The organism is Mumia xiangluensis (assembly GCF_010994095.1).
Classification (GTDB): domain Bacteria; phylum Actinomycetota; class Actinomycetes; order Propionibacteriales; family Nocardioidaceae; genus Mumia; species Mumia xiangluensis.
In genome coordinates, this window is the sequence record NZ_WJYO01000001.1 from 697,215 (window position 1) to 711,496 (window position 14,282).

At 71.4% G+C, this 14,282-nt stretch carries 14 protein-coding genes; 7 read left to right on the forward strand and 7 right to left on the reverse strand.

Annotated elements, in window-relative coordinates; translation table 11 throughout:
• Positions 1-9 precede the first annotated feature (9 nt).
• The gene (gene katG, locus GH747_RS03175) at positions 10-2,262 is read left to right on the forward strand and encodes a catalase/peroxidase HPI (RefSeq protein ID WP_149768091.1); all 2,253 of its coding nucleotides are present in this window, start codon (positions 10-12) and stop codon (positions 2,260-2,262) included.
• A gap of 108 nt (positions 2,263-2,370) precedes the next feature.
• On the opposite strand, the gene GH747_RS03180 is transcribed toward katG, so the two are convergent.
• The 6 genes from GH747_RS03180 to GH747_RS03205 all read right to left on the reverse strand — a co-directional run bounded on the left by GH747_RS03180 (position 2,371) and on the right by GH747_RS03205 (position 8,023).
• Entirely contained in the window at positions 2,371-3,063 is a 693-nt protein-coding gene (locus GH747_RS03180) for an EcsC family protein (protein ID WP_149768092.1), read from the reverse strand.
• A 72-nt stretch (positions 3,064-3,135) separates the two neighbouring features.
• Positions 3,136-4,026: an ABC transporter ATP-binding protein gene (locus GH747_RS03185; RefSeq protein ID WP_149768093.1), complete on the reverse strand. Its 891-nt coding sequence runs from the start codon at positions 4,024-4,026 to the stop codon at positions 3,136-3,138.
• Positions 4,023-5,105, reverse strand: coding sequence for a FecCD family ABC transporter permease (locus tag GH747_RS03190; protein ID WP_228552751.1), 1,083 nt, complete (start codon positions 5,103-5,105; stop codon positions 4,023-4,025). The genes GH747_RS03185 and GH747_RS03190 overlap by 4 nt, the downstream gene beginning before the upstream one ends.
• Positions 5,102-6,154 carry a FecCD family ABC transporter permease gene (locus GH747_RS03195; RefSeq protein ID WP_149768094.1) on the reverse strand — a complete coding sequence of 351 codons (1,053 nt, stop codon included), beginning with the start codon at positions 6,152-6,154 and terminating at the stop codon, positions 5,102-5,104. The genes GH747_RS03190 and GH747_RS03195 overlap by 4 nt, the downstream gene beginning before the upstream one ends.
• A gap of 4 nt (positions 6,155-6,158) precedes the next feature.
• Positions 6,159-7,052 (reverse strand): siderophore-interacting protein, encoded by an 894-nt coding sequence (locus tag GH747_RS03200; protein WP_205602735.1) that lies wholly within the window; start codon positions 7,050-7,052, stop codon positions 6,159-6,161.
• Entirely contained in the window at positions 7,049-8,023 is a 975-nt protein-coding gene (locus tag GH747_RS03205; RefSeq protein WP_149768095.1) for an ABC transporter substrate-binding protein, read from the reverse strand. The genes GH747_RS03200 and GH747_RS03205 overlap by 4 nt, the downstream gene beginning before the upstream one ends.
• A 97-nt stretch (positions 8,024-8,120) precedes the next feature.
• Here GH747_RS03205 and aat point away from each other — a divergent pair, with 97 nt between their 5' ends.
• The 3 genes from aat to GH747_RS03220 all read left to right on the forward strand — a co-directional run bounded on the left by aat (position 8,121) and on the right by GH747_RS03220 (position 10,237).
• Positions 8,121-8,795, forward strand: a complete 675-nt coding sequence (aat, locus tag GH747_RS03210) for a leucyl/phenylalanyl-tRNA--protein transferase (RefSeq protein ID WP_228552752.1) — start codon at positions 8,121-8,123, stop codon at positions 8,793-8,795.
• A 136-nt stretch (positions 8,796-8,931) separates the two neighbouring features.
• A complete protein-coding gene (locus GH747_RS03215; RefSeq protein ID WP_149768096.1) occupies positions 8,932-9,204 on the forward strand; it encodes an HU family DNA-binding protein in 273 nt (90 codons plus the stop codon).
• Positions 9,205-9,361: 157 nt separating this feature from the next.
• Positions 9,362-10,237 (forward strand): Fpg/Nei family DNA glycosylase, encoded by an 876-nt coding sequence (locus GH747_RS03220; RefSeq protein WP_149768097.1) that lies wholly within the window; start codon positions 9,362-9,364, stop codon positions 10,235-10,237.
• A 190-nt stretch (positions 10,238-10,427) separates the two neighbouring features.
• Here the strand turns inward: GH747_RS03220 and GH747_RS03225 are convergent, their stop codons facing one another.
• The gene (locus tag GH747_RS03225) at positions 10,428-10,742 is read right to left on the reverse strand and encodes a rhodanese-like domain-containing protein (protein WP_149768098.1); all 315 of its coding nucleotides are present in this window, start codon (positions 10,740-10,742) and stop codon (positions 10,428-10,430) included.
• A gap of 100 nt (positions 10,743-10,842) precedes the next feature.
• Between GH747_RS03225 and GH747_RS22370 the strand changes: the two genes are divergently transcribed.
• From GH747_RS22370 to GH747_RS03240, 3 genes are all read left to right on the forward strand, one after another.
• Positions 10,843-11,820 carry a hypothetical protein gene (locus GH747_RS22370; RefSeq protein ID WP_205602736.1) on the forward strand — a complete coding sequence of 326 codons (978 nt, stop codon included), beginning with the start codon at positions 10,843-10,845 and terminating at the stop codon, positions 11,818-11,820.
• 46 nt (positions 11,821-11,866) lie between these two features.
• A complete protein-coding gene (locus GH747_RS03235; protein WP_149768099.1) occupies positions 11,867-12,727 on the forward strand; it encodes a DUF5926 family protein in 861 nt (286 codons plus the stop codon).
• Between the two features lie 356 nt (positions 12,728-13,083).
• On the forward strand, positions 13,084-14,229 hold the full coding sequence (locus tag GH747_RS03240; protein WP_149768100.1) for a 3-deoxy-7-phosphoheptulonate synthase: 1,146 nt from the start codon (positions 13,084-13,086) through the stop codon (positions 14,227-14,229).
• The last annotated feature ends 53 nt before the right edge of the window (positions 14,230-14,282 follow it).

Sequence of the window (14,282 nt, forward strand, 5' to 3'; positions counted from 1 at the left end):
AAGGAAATCATGTCTGAGAACCACGACGACGCCGTTCTTGCCGACGTCAACGAGGAGCCGCCCACAGGCGGGTGCCCGGTCGTCCACGGCCAGTCCGCCCAGCCGACCCAGGGCGGCAACAGCAACCGTCGCTGGTGGCCCAACCAGCTCAACCTGAAGATCCTCGCGAAGAACCCCGCCGTCGTGAACCCGCTCGGCGCGGACTTCGACTACGCCGCGGCGTTCAACGCGCTCGACCTCGCGGCCGTGAAGCAGGACATCGCCGGCGTGCTGACGACCTCGCAGGACTGGTGGCCGGCAGACTTCGGGAACTACGGCCCGTTCATCATCCGCATGGCGTGGCACAGCGCCGGCACGTACCGCGTCAGCGACGGCCGCGGCGGCGCCGGTGCCGGACAGCAGCGGTTCGCCCCGCTCAACAGCTGGCCGGACAACGTCAACCTCGACAAGGCCCGCCGTCTGCTGTGGCCGGTCAAGAAGAAGTACGGCCAGAGCCTGTCGTGGGCCGACCTCATGATCCTCGCCGGCAACGTCGCACTGGAGGAGATGGGCTTCGAGACCTTCGGGTTCGCCGGCGGCCGTGAGGACGTGTGGGAGCCCGACGAGGACGTCTACTGGGGTCCGGAGACCGAGTGGCTCGGAGGAGACGCCGGCGGTGCCGAGCGCTACACCGGCGAGCGTGACCTCGAGGACCCGTTGGCGGCTGTCCAGATGGGCCTCATCTACGTCAACCCGGAGGGTCCTGAGGGCAACCCCGATCCGCTGGCGTCGGCACGCGACATCCGCGAGACCTTCGGCCGGATGGCGATGAACGACGAGGAGACCGTCGCGCTCATCGCCGGTGGCCACACCTTCGGCAAGACCCACGGCGCCGGCTCGGCGGACCTCGTCGGTCCGGAGCCGGAGGCTGCCCCGCTCGAGGCGCAGGGGTTCGGCTGGGCGCAGGGCTACGGCACGGGCAAGGGCGACGACGTCGTCAGCTCCGGGCTCGAGGTCACCTGGACCTACCACCCGGTCCGCTGGGACAACGAGTTCTTCCACATCCTGTACGCGTACGAGTGGGAGCTCATGGAGTCGCCCGCCGGCGCGAAGCAGTGGCGTCCGACGGGCGGTGCAGGCTCGGACATGGTCCCGCTTGCACACGATCCGTCGAAGCGTCGTGAGCCGCGGATGCTCACCAGCGACCTCGCGCTGCGCTTCGACCCGATCTACGACGAGATCTCGCGTCGCTTCAAGGACGACCAGGCGGCGTTCGCGGACGCGTTCGCGCGGGCCTGGTTCAAGCTGACGCACCGCGACATGGGCCCGGTCGTCCGCTACCTCGGCCCGGAGGTCCCGAACGAGACGCTCCTGTGGCAGGACCCGCTGCCGGAGGCGACGTACGAGGCGATCGACGGTGCGGATGTCGCTGCACTGAAGGAGCAGATCAAGGCGACCGGCCTGACCGTGTCGCAGCTGGTCTCGACCGCGTGGGCGTCGGCATCGACGTTCCGCTCGGGCGACAAGCGTGGCGGCGCCAACGGTTCCCGCATCCGCCTCGAGCCGCAGAGCGGCTGGGAGGTCAACAACCCGGCCGAGCTCGCGACGGTGCTGCGGACGCTCGAGGGCGTCCAGCAGGACTTCAACGCCGGTCTCGACGGTGGCAAGCAGGTCTCGCTCGCCGACGTGATCGTGCTGGCCGGCGGTGTCGGCGTCGAGCTCGGTGCGCAGGCTGCCGGCTACGCGATCGAGGTGCCCTTCACCGGCGGTCGCGTCGACGCCGCGCAGGACGAGACCGACGTCGAGTCGTTCTCGTACCTCGAGCCCAAGGCCGACGGGTTCCGCAACTTCCTCGGCAAGGGAAACCGCATCCCGGGCGAGTTCCTGCTCGTCGACCGGGCGAACCTGCTCGGCGTGAGCGCGCCCGAGATGACCGCGCTCGTCGGTGGTCTCCGTGTGCTCGGCGCGAACTACGACGGGTCGTCGCTCGGCGTCCTCACCGACAACCCGGGCTCGCTGACGAACGACTTCTTCGTCAACCTGCTCGAGCTCGGCACGACGTGGACGGCGACCGACGAGACCTCGACGACGTTCCAGTCCCGTGACGCGTCGGGCGAGGTGCGCTGGACCGGCAGCCGCGCCGACCTCGTCTTCGGCTCGAACTCCGAGCTGCGTGCGCTCGCCGAGGTCTACGCGAGCGACGACGCGAAGGAGAAGTTCGTGAGCGACTTCGTCGCCGCGTGGGTCAAGGTCATGGAGGCGGACCGCTTCGACCTGAAGTGATCCTCTGACGCACTGCGTCGGCTGACACCGTGCGTCGGCTCCACGCACCGTTCGCGCCCCACCGGAACCTTCCGGTGGGGCGCGAACTCGTCGGTGCGGGCCCGCGCCTCAGCGGGGCAGGGCGAGCCGGCGGTCGCGGAGCTCGTTGCGGGCGTACCCCGCGAGCTTGGCGGTGTGTACGGCGTCGCTGACGGCGCCGACGCTGCCGCCGAGGATGGGCACCTTGCGGATCAGGACCGACGCACTCTGCTTGCCGGTCACCCGGCCGAACAGCGCGGTCGTGACCTCGCGGGCGATCCGGTCGTCGAGCAGCGGGTCGTGGACGGGTGAGGTCGCGAGCGCCATCGGTGTCGACGGGAGGCGCTTGTCCTTGATCGCCTTCTTGACCTCGTCCTTGCCGAGGAGGCACGCCATCACGGCGTTGCGGACCCGCGGGTCGTCCAGGTCGTAGCCGCGCAGGTACGCGATGGCCGCGACCATGTGGCACTGCAGCACGGCGAGGCCGGTCACGTTCGCGGGCACCGTCACGACCATCGTCGCGACACCGCCGACGTTGGTGAGGAAGCCCTGCGCGCTGGCGTAGCGGACGTGGACGCGTACGACCTCGTCGATGGCGTCCTCCACGCGGCCGCCTGCGAGCGCGAGGCGTGCGTCGGCGGCGACGCGTACGGGCTTGAACGGCCCGGCGCCGTCGATGGCGCGCTCGAGCAGGACGCGGACGTATCCCGACGTCACCTTGGGCCCCGCAGCGGACGCGACCCTCGGTCCGACGAGCTTGGCGGTCGACTTGGCGATGCCCACCTTCAGCCTCCTAGGGACCAGGTGTGCTCCATCGTAGGACCGCGGCGCAACCGGCCGCAGAGAGCCGGTCGGCTACCGGTCGACCGTGGCCCACGCCTCCGGGACGGCCACGGCTGTGTCCTCCGTGGAGCTGCGCCCGAGCGGGATGACCAGAGGGGTGCCGCTGACCGGGTCGTCGATGACCCGGCACGGCAGGTCGAAGACGTGCTCGACGGTCTCCTCGGTGAACACCTCGCGGGGTGGGCCCTGGGCGACGATCGCACCGCCACGCATCGCGACGACGTGGTCGGCGTAGCGCGCGGCGTGGTTGAGGTCGTGCAGGACGGCGACGATCGTGCGGTCGTGGCGGCGGTTGAGGTCGCGGAACAGCTCGAGCAGGTCGATCTGGTGTGCCACGTCGAGGAACGTGGTCGGTTCGTCGAGGAGCAGGAGCCCGGTCTGCTGGGCGAGCACCATCGCGACCCAGACGCGCTGGCGCTGTCCGCCGGAGAGCTCGTCGACCAGCCGCGCGGACAGCCCGAGCGTCCCGGTCGCCTCCATCGCCGCGTGGACCGCGTCGGCGTCGTCGCGGGACCACTGCCGCAGCGCCGACTGGTACGGGAAGCGGCCGCGGGCGACCAGGTCCATCACCGAGATGCCGTCCGGTGCGAGCGAGGTCTGCGGCAGCAGCCCGAGGCGCCGCGCGACCTGCTTCGACGGGTACGAGGCGATGTCGCGGCCGTCGAGCAGGACGCTGCCTGCCGACGGCGCGAGGAGCCGTGACAGCGCCCGCAGCAGCGTCGACTTGCCGCAGGCGTTGGGGCCGACGATGACGGTGAACGCGCCGTCGGGGACGGTGAGGTCCAGGTCGGAGCCGACCGTACGACCGTCGTACCCGAAGGTGATCCCGCGGGCCTCGAGCGGCCCGGGTCGCGGGTCCTCGGGCGACGTCCGCGCGGCGGGCGCGGGTTCGCGCGTGGTCATGCGATCTCCTTTCGGGCCTGGCTCACCAGGAGCCAGACCAGGTAGCAGCCACCGAGCACGACGGTGAGCAGGCCCACCGGCAGGATCGTCGGGGCGAAGGCGTGCAGGGCGACGACGTCGCACACGAGCAGGAGTGTCGCGCCCATGAATGCTGCCGGGACGAGGGCGACCCCGGCCGTACGGGTGACGCGCTTGGCGATCTGCGGGGCGCACAGCGACACGAACACGATCGGCCCGGCGACCGCGGTGACCACCGACGTCAGCGAGACACCGAGGACGATGAGCGCGAGACGGTCGCGCTCGACCCGCACCCCCAGGGCGGTCGCGGCGTCGTCGCCCATCTCCATCACCCGCAGCCGCGAGCCGAACCACATCAGCGGGCCCACGATCACGGCGAGCGCGACGGCGACGACGCGGACGTCGGACCAGTCGAGCCCGTTGAGCGACCCCGCGCCCCAGATCGCGGCCATCTGCGCCCTCCAGAGCTCGGCCTCGACGATCAGGTAGGTGTTGAGGGAGCCGAGCACGGCCGTCACCGCGATGCCGACGACGATCAGCCGGAAGCCTTGGACGCCCCGTCGGTACGCCAGCAGGTAGACGGTCAGGGCGGTGAGGATGCCGCCGACCAGCGCGCCCGGGACGACGTACGCGAGCGTGCCGCCGGCGACGATCGCCATGACCGCGCCGGTGTAGGCGCCGGCGTCGAAGCCGATCACGTCCGGGCTCCCCAGCGGGTTGCGGGTCAGGGACTGGAAGATCGCGCCTCCCGCCCCGAGGGCCGCCCCGCACAGCAGGGCGAGCAGGACGCGGGGCAGCCGCCACTCGACCACGAGCGTCTCGACGAGCGGCGAGGTCTCGGTGAGAAGCGCGCGTACGACGTCGGCCGCGGACAGCTGCACCTCGCCCAGGCCGAGCGCGACGACACCGAGCACCAGGCAGATCGCGCCCAGCACCGCGCAGACGACGGCGCTGCGGACGTGGACGCGGCGCGACAGCCGCCCTCCGCGCGTACGGACGACCGCCGCCGCGTACCCGGACAGCTCCGACGACTCCCGACGGAGCGTGCGCGCGGCGGTCACAGCGCGCTCGCCCTCGGCCGTCGCACCATCGCGATGAGCACGGGTGCCCCGACCAGCGCGGTGACGACACCGGCCGATATCTCGTCCGGCCGCACCACCATGCGTCCGATCACGTCCGACAGCAGGAGGATCACGGGGCCGATCAGGGCCGAGTACGCGAGGATCCACCGCTGGTCGGGGCCGGTGAGCCAGCGCGCGACGTGCGGCACCATCAGACCGAGGAACCAGATCGGGCCGACGGCCGCCGTCGCCGCACCGCACAGCAGCGTGACGCCGACGACGACCTCGATGCGGGTACGGCGCTGGTTGCTGCCGAGCGCGGTCGCCAGGTCGTCGCCGAGCGCGACGGCGTTGAGCCCGTGCGCGGCCGCCGCGGCGAGGAGCAGCCCGGCGACGATGAACGGCGCCACGACACCGATGACGTCCCAGCCGCGGTTCGCGATCACCCCGGCGTCCCACACCCGCATCTCCGAGAAGGTGCTGGCGCTCAGGATGCGCATGATGCTCGTCAGGCCGGACAGCACCGCGGCGATGGCGACGCCCGCCAGTGTGAGCGTGAGCGGGGTCGCGCCGCCGCGCCCGGCCGTACCGATCAGGTAGACCGCCACGGTCGTGACGATCGCGCCCGCGAACGAGAAGCCGACCAGCCCGAGCATCGCCAAGCCGGGGAACAGCATGAAGCCGACCGCCATCGCGAACGCCGACCCCGCACCGACGCCGAGCAGACCGGGATCGGCGAGCGGGTTGCGTGTCAGACCCTGCATCAGGGCGCCCGCGACGGCGAGCGCCGCACCGACGAGCAGCGCGACCACGGTCCTCGGAATCCGCTGGCCGATGACGATGGTCGATGCCTCGCTGCCGTCCTCGGCGCCGGTGAGCGCGCCGATCACCTCGCCCAGCGACAGCGGCTTCGAGCCGAGCGCCAGGCTGAGGCCCACGGCCACGACCAGGGTGGCCAGCACGACGACCAGGCCGAGGGTCCGGCGACGCCGCAGGTCGGGCGCGACCGCGCGCTCGGCGCCGTCGGTGGCGGGAAGGGTGAGCGTCATGGACTCAGAGGCCGAGTCGCGTGAGCCGGTCGTCCCACTCGTCCTCGATGTCCTCCGGGTCGCGGTCGCTGTCCCACAGGGCGTCGAGCTCGGCGCGCACGTCGGCCGGGAGGGCCTCGAACTGCTCGTGCCACCGGTCGGCGTCGGCGGTCCAGTAGCCGACCGTCTTGTACGCCGAGGCGGGCAGGCCGAGGTCCTTGCGGAGGTGCCGGCGTACGTCCCGCAACGCCCGCGCCTCCCCGGCCACCCACGTGTAGCCGACGCCCTCGGGGCGCGGAAGGGTGCGTACGACCTCGGCGAGGCGGCTCGGCCCGTGACCGTTGCCGCCGGTGACCCACGTGACGTCGATGCCCGGCCGCTCGGGGAGCGGGATCCGGTGCGCCGGGTCGGCGACCTCGACGACCACCCGCGTGCGGACGTGGTCGGGCGTTTCCGCCAGGATCCGTGCGGCGGCCGGCAGGGCGGCGCAGTCCGCGACGAGCATCTGCCAGTCCAGGGCGGACGGCGGGTCGTACAGGCCGGTCGGGCTGTTGAGCCCGACGACGTCGCCGGGCTTCGCCTGCTGCGCCCACGCCGCCGCGACCCCGCCCTCGTGGACGACGAACTCGATGGTCACCTCGCCGCGCTCCTCGTCGACGTCCCTCACCGTGTAGGTCCGCAGCCGGGTGAGGTCGATGCTCGCGTAGTCGAGGTTGCCGTCGACCACCTCGGGCAGCACCGGGGCGGTCTCGCCCGCGGCCGGGAACAGGATGCGCAGGTACTCGTCGCCGACGCCGGTCGACCGGAACCCGGCCAGACCGGGGCCGCCGAAGACGATCCGGCGCAGGGCGGGCGACACATCCTCGGTGCGAACCACCTCGGCGTGGAACACCCTCATCTCGACGCTGGCGACGCTCATGAGCCGAGCGCCTCCTCGACCACGTCCAGGAAGGCCATCTGGCCGCTGGGCGAGCCGTAGGTCATCTCCATGTCGTACGTGAAGATCTGGTCGTTCTCGACGAACGGGAGGCCGGCCCACAGGGGGTTCGCCATGAGCTCCTTCTCGGTCGCGGCGTACTCCTTGTCGCCCTTCTCGCCGGGGATCTTGATGGTGAAGGCGACGTCGACGTCCTTCAGCTGGCCGACCTGCTCGCCGCTGAGGGCGAGGCCCTCGCCGCCCTTGGTGAGCGAGCCCGGGAAGATGGTCAGGCCGAGGTCCTTGAACGCCTGGCACTCCACGCCCGAGTAGCAGCTCGAGTTGACCTTGCCCTCCCACGACCCGACGGGCGCCACGACGAGGTCCCTGGCGCTGTCGCCGATCGCAGCCTTCACCTCGGCGACGCGCGCCTCGTACTTCTCCATCCAGGCCTCGTACTCGTCGACGCGGTCGAGGTCCTCGGCGGTCTTCTTGAAGTGGGTCATCCAGCTCTCGCCGGAGAAGGCGTCGATGCTGTAGGTCGGCGCGATCTCCGGGAGGCGCTTCACGACCTTGTCGTCGTAGCCGAGCCCGTTGAGGATGAAGTCGGGCTGCGCCTCGAGGATCTTCTCGTAGTTGTAGTCGGGGTAGTTCGCGAAGGGCTCGACGCCCTCGAGCTCCTCGGTGGGGAAGAACTCGGGGAACGTCGTCCACCCGTCCCCCCGGATCGGCTGCATCGTGGCGAGCGGGAAGCCGAGGGTGATCAGGATGTCGACGTCGGTCGTGTACATGCCGAGCGCGGCCTTCGGCTCGACCGGGAGCTCGACGTCGCCGAACTGGCTCGCGACCGTCCGCGTCTTGGCCTCCTCGGTGGCGGCATCGGCGTCGACGTCGGAGGAGCACGCGGCGAGCGGGAGGACGAGGGCAGCGACGGCGCCGAGGGCGAGGCTGCGGCGCAGGGTGCGCACGGACATGGTTTCCCCTTCACGATTAGGTTAGGCGAGGCTTACCTTAAACGGGTCGTCGCGACATCGTCCACAGCGTGCCCACCTGACGCGAGATACTTGAGGGGTGACACCGAAGCCGCTTCCCATGAACCGCTGGGACTTCGGGCGCGACGACTGGCCGGTCGACGACGACTTCGTCGGGGTCGGCGCGGACCTCGAGCCGGGGACGCTGGTCGCCGCCTACGCCACAGGGATGTTCCCGATGCCGGTCGAGCCCGGTGGCCCCGTCGGGTGGTGGTCGCCCGTACGGCGCGGCGTCCTGCAGCTCGACAGGCTGCGGATCACGCGCTCGCTGCGCAAGACGATGCGACATTTCACCGTGACGATCGACACGGCTTTCGACGAGGTCGTCACGGCCTGCGCGAGCCCCGTCCGCGAGGGCGCCTGGATCGATGACCAGATCGCGTCCGCGTACTCCCGTCTGCACGATCTGGGGTGGGCTCACTCGATCGAGGTGAGGGACGCTGGAGGTGCGCTCGTGGGGGGCCTGTACGGCGTCGCGATCGGCGGTCTTTTCGCAGGTGAGAGCATGTTTCACCGGGAGCGCGACGCGTCGAAGGCAGCCCTCGTCGGACTCGTCGCGCTGCTGTCCGACGAGCATGCCGAGAGGCGCCTCGTCGACACCCAGTGGCTGACCCCCCACCTGGCCTCCCTCGGGGTCGAGGAGTGGCCCCGTGAGAAGTACCTCGGAGCTCTCCCGGAGATCCTCGAAACGCCGTTACCGGCTCGGTGGCGCTGAAGACGGCGCGGACGTGGGCTACTGTCGAGTCGCACCACACCGGCGTGGGAGCCCGTAAATACGGGGAATTCTGGCATTTCTTCCTATGCTGGTGGCGTCACACCACAACTGACCACACGCACGTCGGAGGAATCCCGTGAACCGTACTGAACTCGTAGCCGCAGTCGCCGAGACCGCCGGCACCACCAAGGCCGACGCCGACGCGGTCCTCAGCGCCTTCGGTGACACGCTCATCGCCGCCGTCGGCAAGGGCGAGAAGGTCCAGATCCCGGGCCTGCTGACCGTCGAGCGCGTCGAGCGCGCCGCACGCACCGGCCGCAACCCCGCGACCGGTGAGACGCTGGAGATCCCCGCGGGGTACGGCGTCAAGGTGACCGCGGGCAGCAAGCTCAAGGGCGCCGTCAAGTAAGACGTCTCACGAAGGGGCCCGGCGAGCGCTTCGCGCTCGCCGGGCCCCTTCGCGTACCCGCCCGCCTCGTCCGCGATTTGTGGACTTTGACAAGGATTTCGGGGCCAGATTCCTTGTCAAACCCCACAAATCGGGGACGGGACGGCACACTGGGGGCGTGCCCGAGCTCCCGGAGGTCGATGCGCTGGTCGCCGACCTGTCGCGTCGTCTGGACGGGCGCGCGATCGTCGCCGCGTACCCGGCCGCGATCAGCGCCCTGAAGACGTACGACCCGCCGGTCAGCGCGCTCGCCGGCCTCCTCGTCGACGACGTGACGCGACGCGGGAAGTTCCTCGACATCTCGGCGGGCGGTCTTCACCTCGTCATCCACCTCGCCCGTGCGGGGTGGCTGCGGTGGAAGGACGAGCAGCCGAAGGCCCCGCCCCGGCCAGGAGGCGGCAAGAACCCGCTCGCGTTCCGGGTCGTCCTCGACGACGGCTCCGGCTTCGACCTGACGGAGGCCGGCACCAAGAAGGGGCTCGCCGTTTACCTCGTACGCGACCCGGCCGAGGTGCCGGGCGTCGCTCGCCTCGGACCGGAGCCGCTCGACGACGCGTTCACGCTCGACGTCTTCCGCGGGATCCTCGAGGCCGCCGGCCGCTCGCAGATCAAGGGCGTACTGCGCGACCAGTCGCAGATCGCCGGGATCGGCAACGCGTACTCGGACGAGATCCTGCACGTCGCCAAGATGTCGCCCTTCAAGCCGGCGAGCGCCATCGTGGCGTCGGACGAGGATCTCGAGACCCTGTACGACGCGATCGGTACGACGTTGCGCGACGCGATCGCCCGCTCCGAGGGGCTCGCCGCGTCCGAGCTCAAGCGCGAGAAGAAGTCCGGCCTGCGCGTGCACGCGCGTACGGGCGAGACCTGCGAGGTCTGCGGCGACACGATCCGCGAGGTGTCCTTCGCCGACTCGTCGCTGCAGTACTGCCCGACCTGCCAGACCGGCGGGAAGCCGCTCGCGGACCGCCGGATGTCGAAGCTGCTGCGGTAGGGGTCTCGATCGCTTCGCGCCTCGACCAGCGGGTAGGGGGTGTGCCTCGACCAGCGGGTAGGGGGTGCGCCTCGACCAGCGGGTAGGGGGTGCGCCTCGACCAGCGGGTAGGGGGTGCGCCTCGACCGGCGGGTGGCGGGTGCGCCTCGACCGGCGGTAGGGGTGCGCCTCGACCAGCGGGTGCGGGCGCTCAGACCAGTGGGCGGCCGGCCTGGTGCCAGGCGATCACGCCGCCGGCGAGGTTCACGGCGTCGATGCCGCGCTGCTGCAGGAACATCGTCGCGCGCGCGGAGCGGCCACCGACGTGGCAGTAGACGAGCACCTGCCCGTCAGCGGGGATCTCGTCCGCGCGCGTCGGCAGGTCACCGAGCGGGATGTGCAGAGCGCCGTCGATGTGGCCGCTCGCCCACTCGTCGGGCTCGCGGACGTCGACGACGACGAGGCCGGCAGGAACGGGGTCCGGGACGCCTGCGACGTCGACGGTCGGGATGGTGGTCTCCTCCATGCACTCCATCCTCTCAGCAGCCACAACTGTTCCTCCGGTGATGGCGTTCGTTAGGCTGAGGCCGCCGGTCGCAAGGGCGGTACCGGCCCAAGGAGGACTCATGTCGCAAGGCCCGCAGGACCCGTACGGACGCCCGTACGGCTCTGGTCCCGGACAGCCCGCGGGCTCTTCGTGGGGCGGGGGGTCGGCACCGCCACCGCAGGGCGGCCAGCCGGGCCAGCAGCAGGGCGGCCAGCACTGGTCGACCCCTCACGCGCCGCCGACCTCGCGAGGCCGCGACCTCGAGTCCTCGCCCTCGCCGTGGGGCATGGTCGCGGTCGTCGCGCTCGCGGTGGCTGCACTGGTCTCGCTCGGCTACGCGATCTACGCGGTGACGGCACGCCGAGGCATCTTCGCCGACCTCGCGGACGACCCGGGATCGGTCAGCCGCAGCGTCGCGGAGGACAGCGACTCGCTCAACTCGATCCTCGTCGTCGCGACCCTCGTCGTCGTGCTGGTGGCGCTCGCGCTGTGGGCCGTGGCGCTCGCTGCCGGCCGAGGTCGTACGGTCGTCGGCTGGGCGGGCCTCGGGATCGTCGTGCTCGGTGGCGTCCTGGTAGGCGCCGGCGCCGCGATGACCAGCGGCGTCGAGACTGCCAGCGACGTCGACGATGCGGTCACCGGCTACCTGGTCGTGGGCGGCGGCATGGCGCTCGTCACCCTCGGCCTCGTGCTCGGCATCGTCGGTCTCCTCGGGTCCCGCTCGTCTGCCGCGGCCGCGCCGCCTCCGGCACCCTCGCCGTACGCCCAGCGTCCGTCGCAGCCCGAGCCGACCCAGCAGCTCCCCGCTCAGCCGTTCGGGCAGCGTCCGCAGCAGCCGTACGGCCAGCCGCAGCATCCTCAGTCCCCGTACGGCCAGCCGCAGCCGCCGTACGGCCAGCCGGGCCAGCAGCCGCAGTCCCCGTACGGGCAGCCGCAGCAGCCGCAGCAGCCGCAGCAGCCGCCGTACGGTCAGCCGGGCCAGCAGCCGCAGCAGCCGCAGCAGCCGCCGTACGGGCAGGGCCCGTACCCACCGCAGGGTCCGAGCAGCGGCCACTGAGCCGCCTCGATCCGCGCACACCTCACCTCGATCAGGAGCAGTCACCATGGGCAAGAAGTCGCGTCGTCGCGTCAAGCCGGAGAAGGCCGAACGGATGCCGTTCCGCGCGCGCACGTTCGAAGGGCTCCCCGGCGAGTGCGACTGGGTGGCGCTCCGGGAGTTCGTGCCGGCGGCCACGGCGACGGTCGCTCTGCGGCCGGAGATCGCTGTCGACACCGCGATCCGCGTCTGCACCCTCCTTCCTGCCGCGGCCGCGGGCCTCGTGCGACCGGACGGTGAGATCTGGGTCGGGCTCCAGGTGACCCACAACTTCGGTGACGTCAGCCGTGACCTCGCCGCTGTCGTCGAGGCGGGCCTCGGCCTCGAGCCGGGATCCGAGATCGTCATCACCGATCCCGGCGCCGGCCCGCTCCTGCAGGAGCTGGTCGACCCGGCGTCCGAGCTCGCGGTCGACGTGCAGGAAGGCTTCGACTTCTGGACCGCCGGCGTCGACGACCCCACGGGCGGGGTGGCCGCAGGCATCGAGCAGGCCAACCAGCTCGCAACGCCGACGGCACGCCTGGAGGAGGTCGACGCGGCGTACTGGACGCAGCTCGGCGACCGCCAGTTCCTCCGCTGGGTGATGCCGCACGACGAGGACGCGCTGCTCACCGCGCTGGCCCGGCTGCACGTCGCCGGAGACGACCGCCTCGGCGACGCCGTACGCCTGATCGGCTCGTTCCGCGCCCACGGTCTGCTCGTGCCCGTGTGGGAGATGGAGGAGCCGACGCCGGCCGCGGAGCTCGAGGGTCCGGCCGCTGCGCTGCAGACCCGACTGAACGACGCGCTAGCGGACTCGACGCCGCTGACGACCGAGCAGCGGGGTGCCCGCAACGGCCTCGCGAACCGTCAGATCACCGTCCGCTGAGGGCGTTCGGGAGCCCGTTTCCCGGCTCGTGACTCAGGTCACAAAAGGGCGTCTTGAACGCGCGTACAGGATGCCCTAGAGTTCTGGTCAGACCCCGGTCGTTGCTGTATCCCCCGTCAGCAGCGGTCGGGGTCTTCCCATTCCCCGGGCAAGGCCCGCCATCGCCGTCGTGCTACTGTCTCGCCCGTGATGAGCGGACGATTTTATGGGCGCGACGTGCTGGTGCAGCCAGCGGTCGGCGCCTCGTAGTCCCCGACTCGCACAGCAGCCAGCACAGGCACGGACCACACGGTCCGTGCCTTTCGTCATTCGTGGCGGTGCCGGCTTCTGGACGGCGCCGCCGAGAGGAAGCGCCGATGTCCCGCACCGCCCCAGACCAGGCAGCCCCGACCGTCGTCAGGACGCCCCGCACCAGCGACCTGCGTGTCCGCTCGATGGAGCCCCTCGAGCCTCCCCGCGAGGTCGTGGCCGCTCGCCCGCTCAACGCGGCGGCCGCCGACCTCGTCGCGTCGTCGCGTGATGCCGCGGCCTCGATCATGTCCGGCCGCGACGACCGTCTCCTCGTCGTGGTCGGGCCGTGCTCGATCCACGACCCGAGCGCGGCCCTCGACTACGCGCACCGCCTCGCGCCGCTGCGCACCGCGTACGCCGACGACCTCGAGATCGTCATGCGCGTCTACTTCGAGAAGCCGCGGACGACGGTGGGCTGGAAGGGCCTGATCAACGACCCCGGCATGGACGAGTCGTACGACGTCCGCCGCGGGCTGCGGCTGGCTCGCTCGGTGCTGCTGGACGTCCTCGCGACCGGCCTGCCGGCGGGCACCGAGTTCCTGGAGCCGACCAGTCCGCAGTACATCGCCGACGCCGTCTCGTGGGGTGCGATCGGGGCGCGTACGCCGGAGAGCCAGGTCCACCGCCAGCTGGTGTCGGGACTGTCCGTGCCGGTCGGGTTCAAGAACGCGACCGACGGGTCCGTCCAGGCGGCGATCGACGGCTGCCGCGCGGCTGCGGCCGAGCAGACGTTCTTCGGGATCGACGCGGACGGCAGGGCGAGCGTCGTGTCGACCAGCGGCAACCCCGACTGCCACGTGATCCTGCGCGGCGGGCACGACGGTCCCAACTACGGCGTATCGTCGCGGCGGGCTGCGCTGGAGCTGCTCGAGAAGTCCGGGATGCCGCAGCGCCTGGTCGTTGACGCGAGCCACGGCAACTCCGGGAAGGACCACGTACGCCAGGCGGCCGTGGTGCGCGAGCTCGCCCACGACGTCGCTGCCGGTGACCGCGGGATCGCCGCCGTCATGCTGGAGAGCTTCCTCGTACCCGGCAAGCAGGCGCCGGCGCCGGACGGCCTGACCTACGGGCAGAGCGTGACCGACGCGTGCATCGGGTGGGACGTGACCGCCGACCTGCTGGCGGAGCTCGCGGCGGCGGCGAGGGCGCGCAGGCTCGCTCAACCGGCGGGGGCGCCTAGGCTGGACACCTACCCCCGAGTAGGCGGCTAAGCGTCCGCTTACCTAGGCTGTCCCCATCACCAGGTCGTACGCCACCAGGAGAG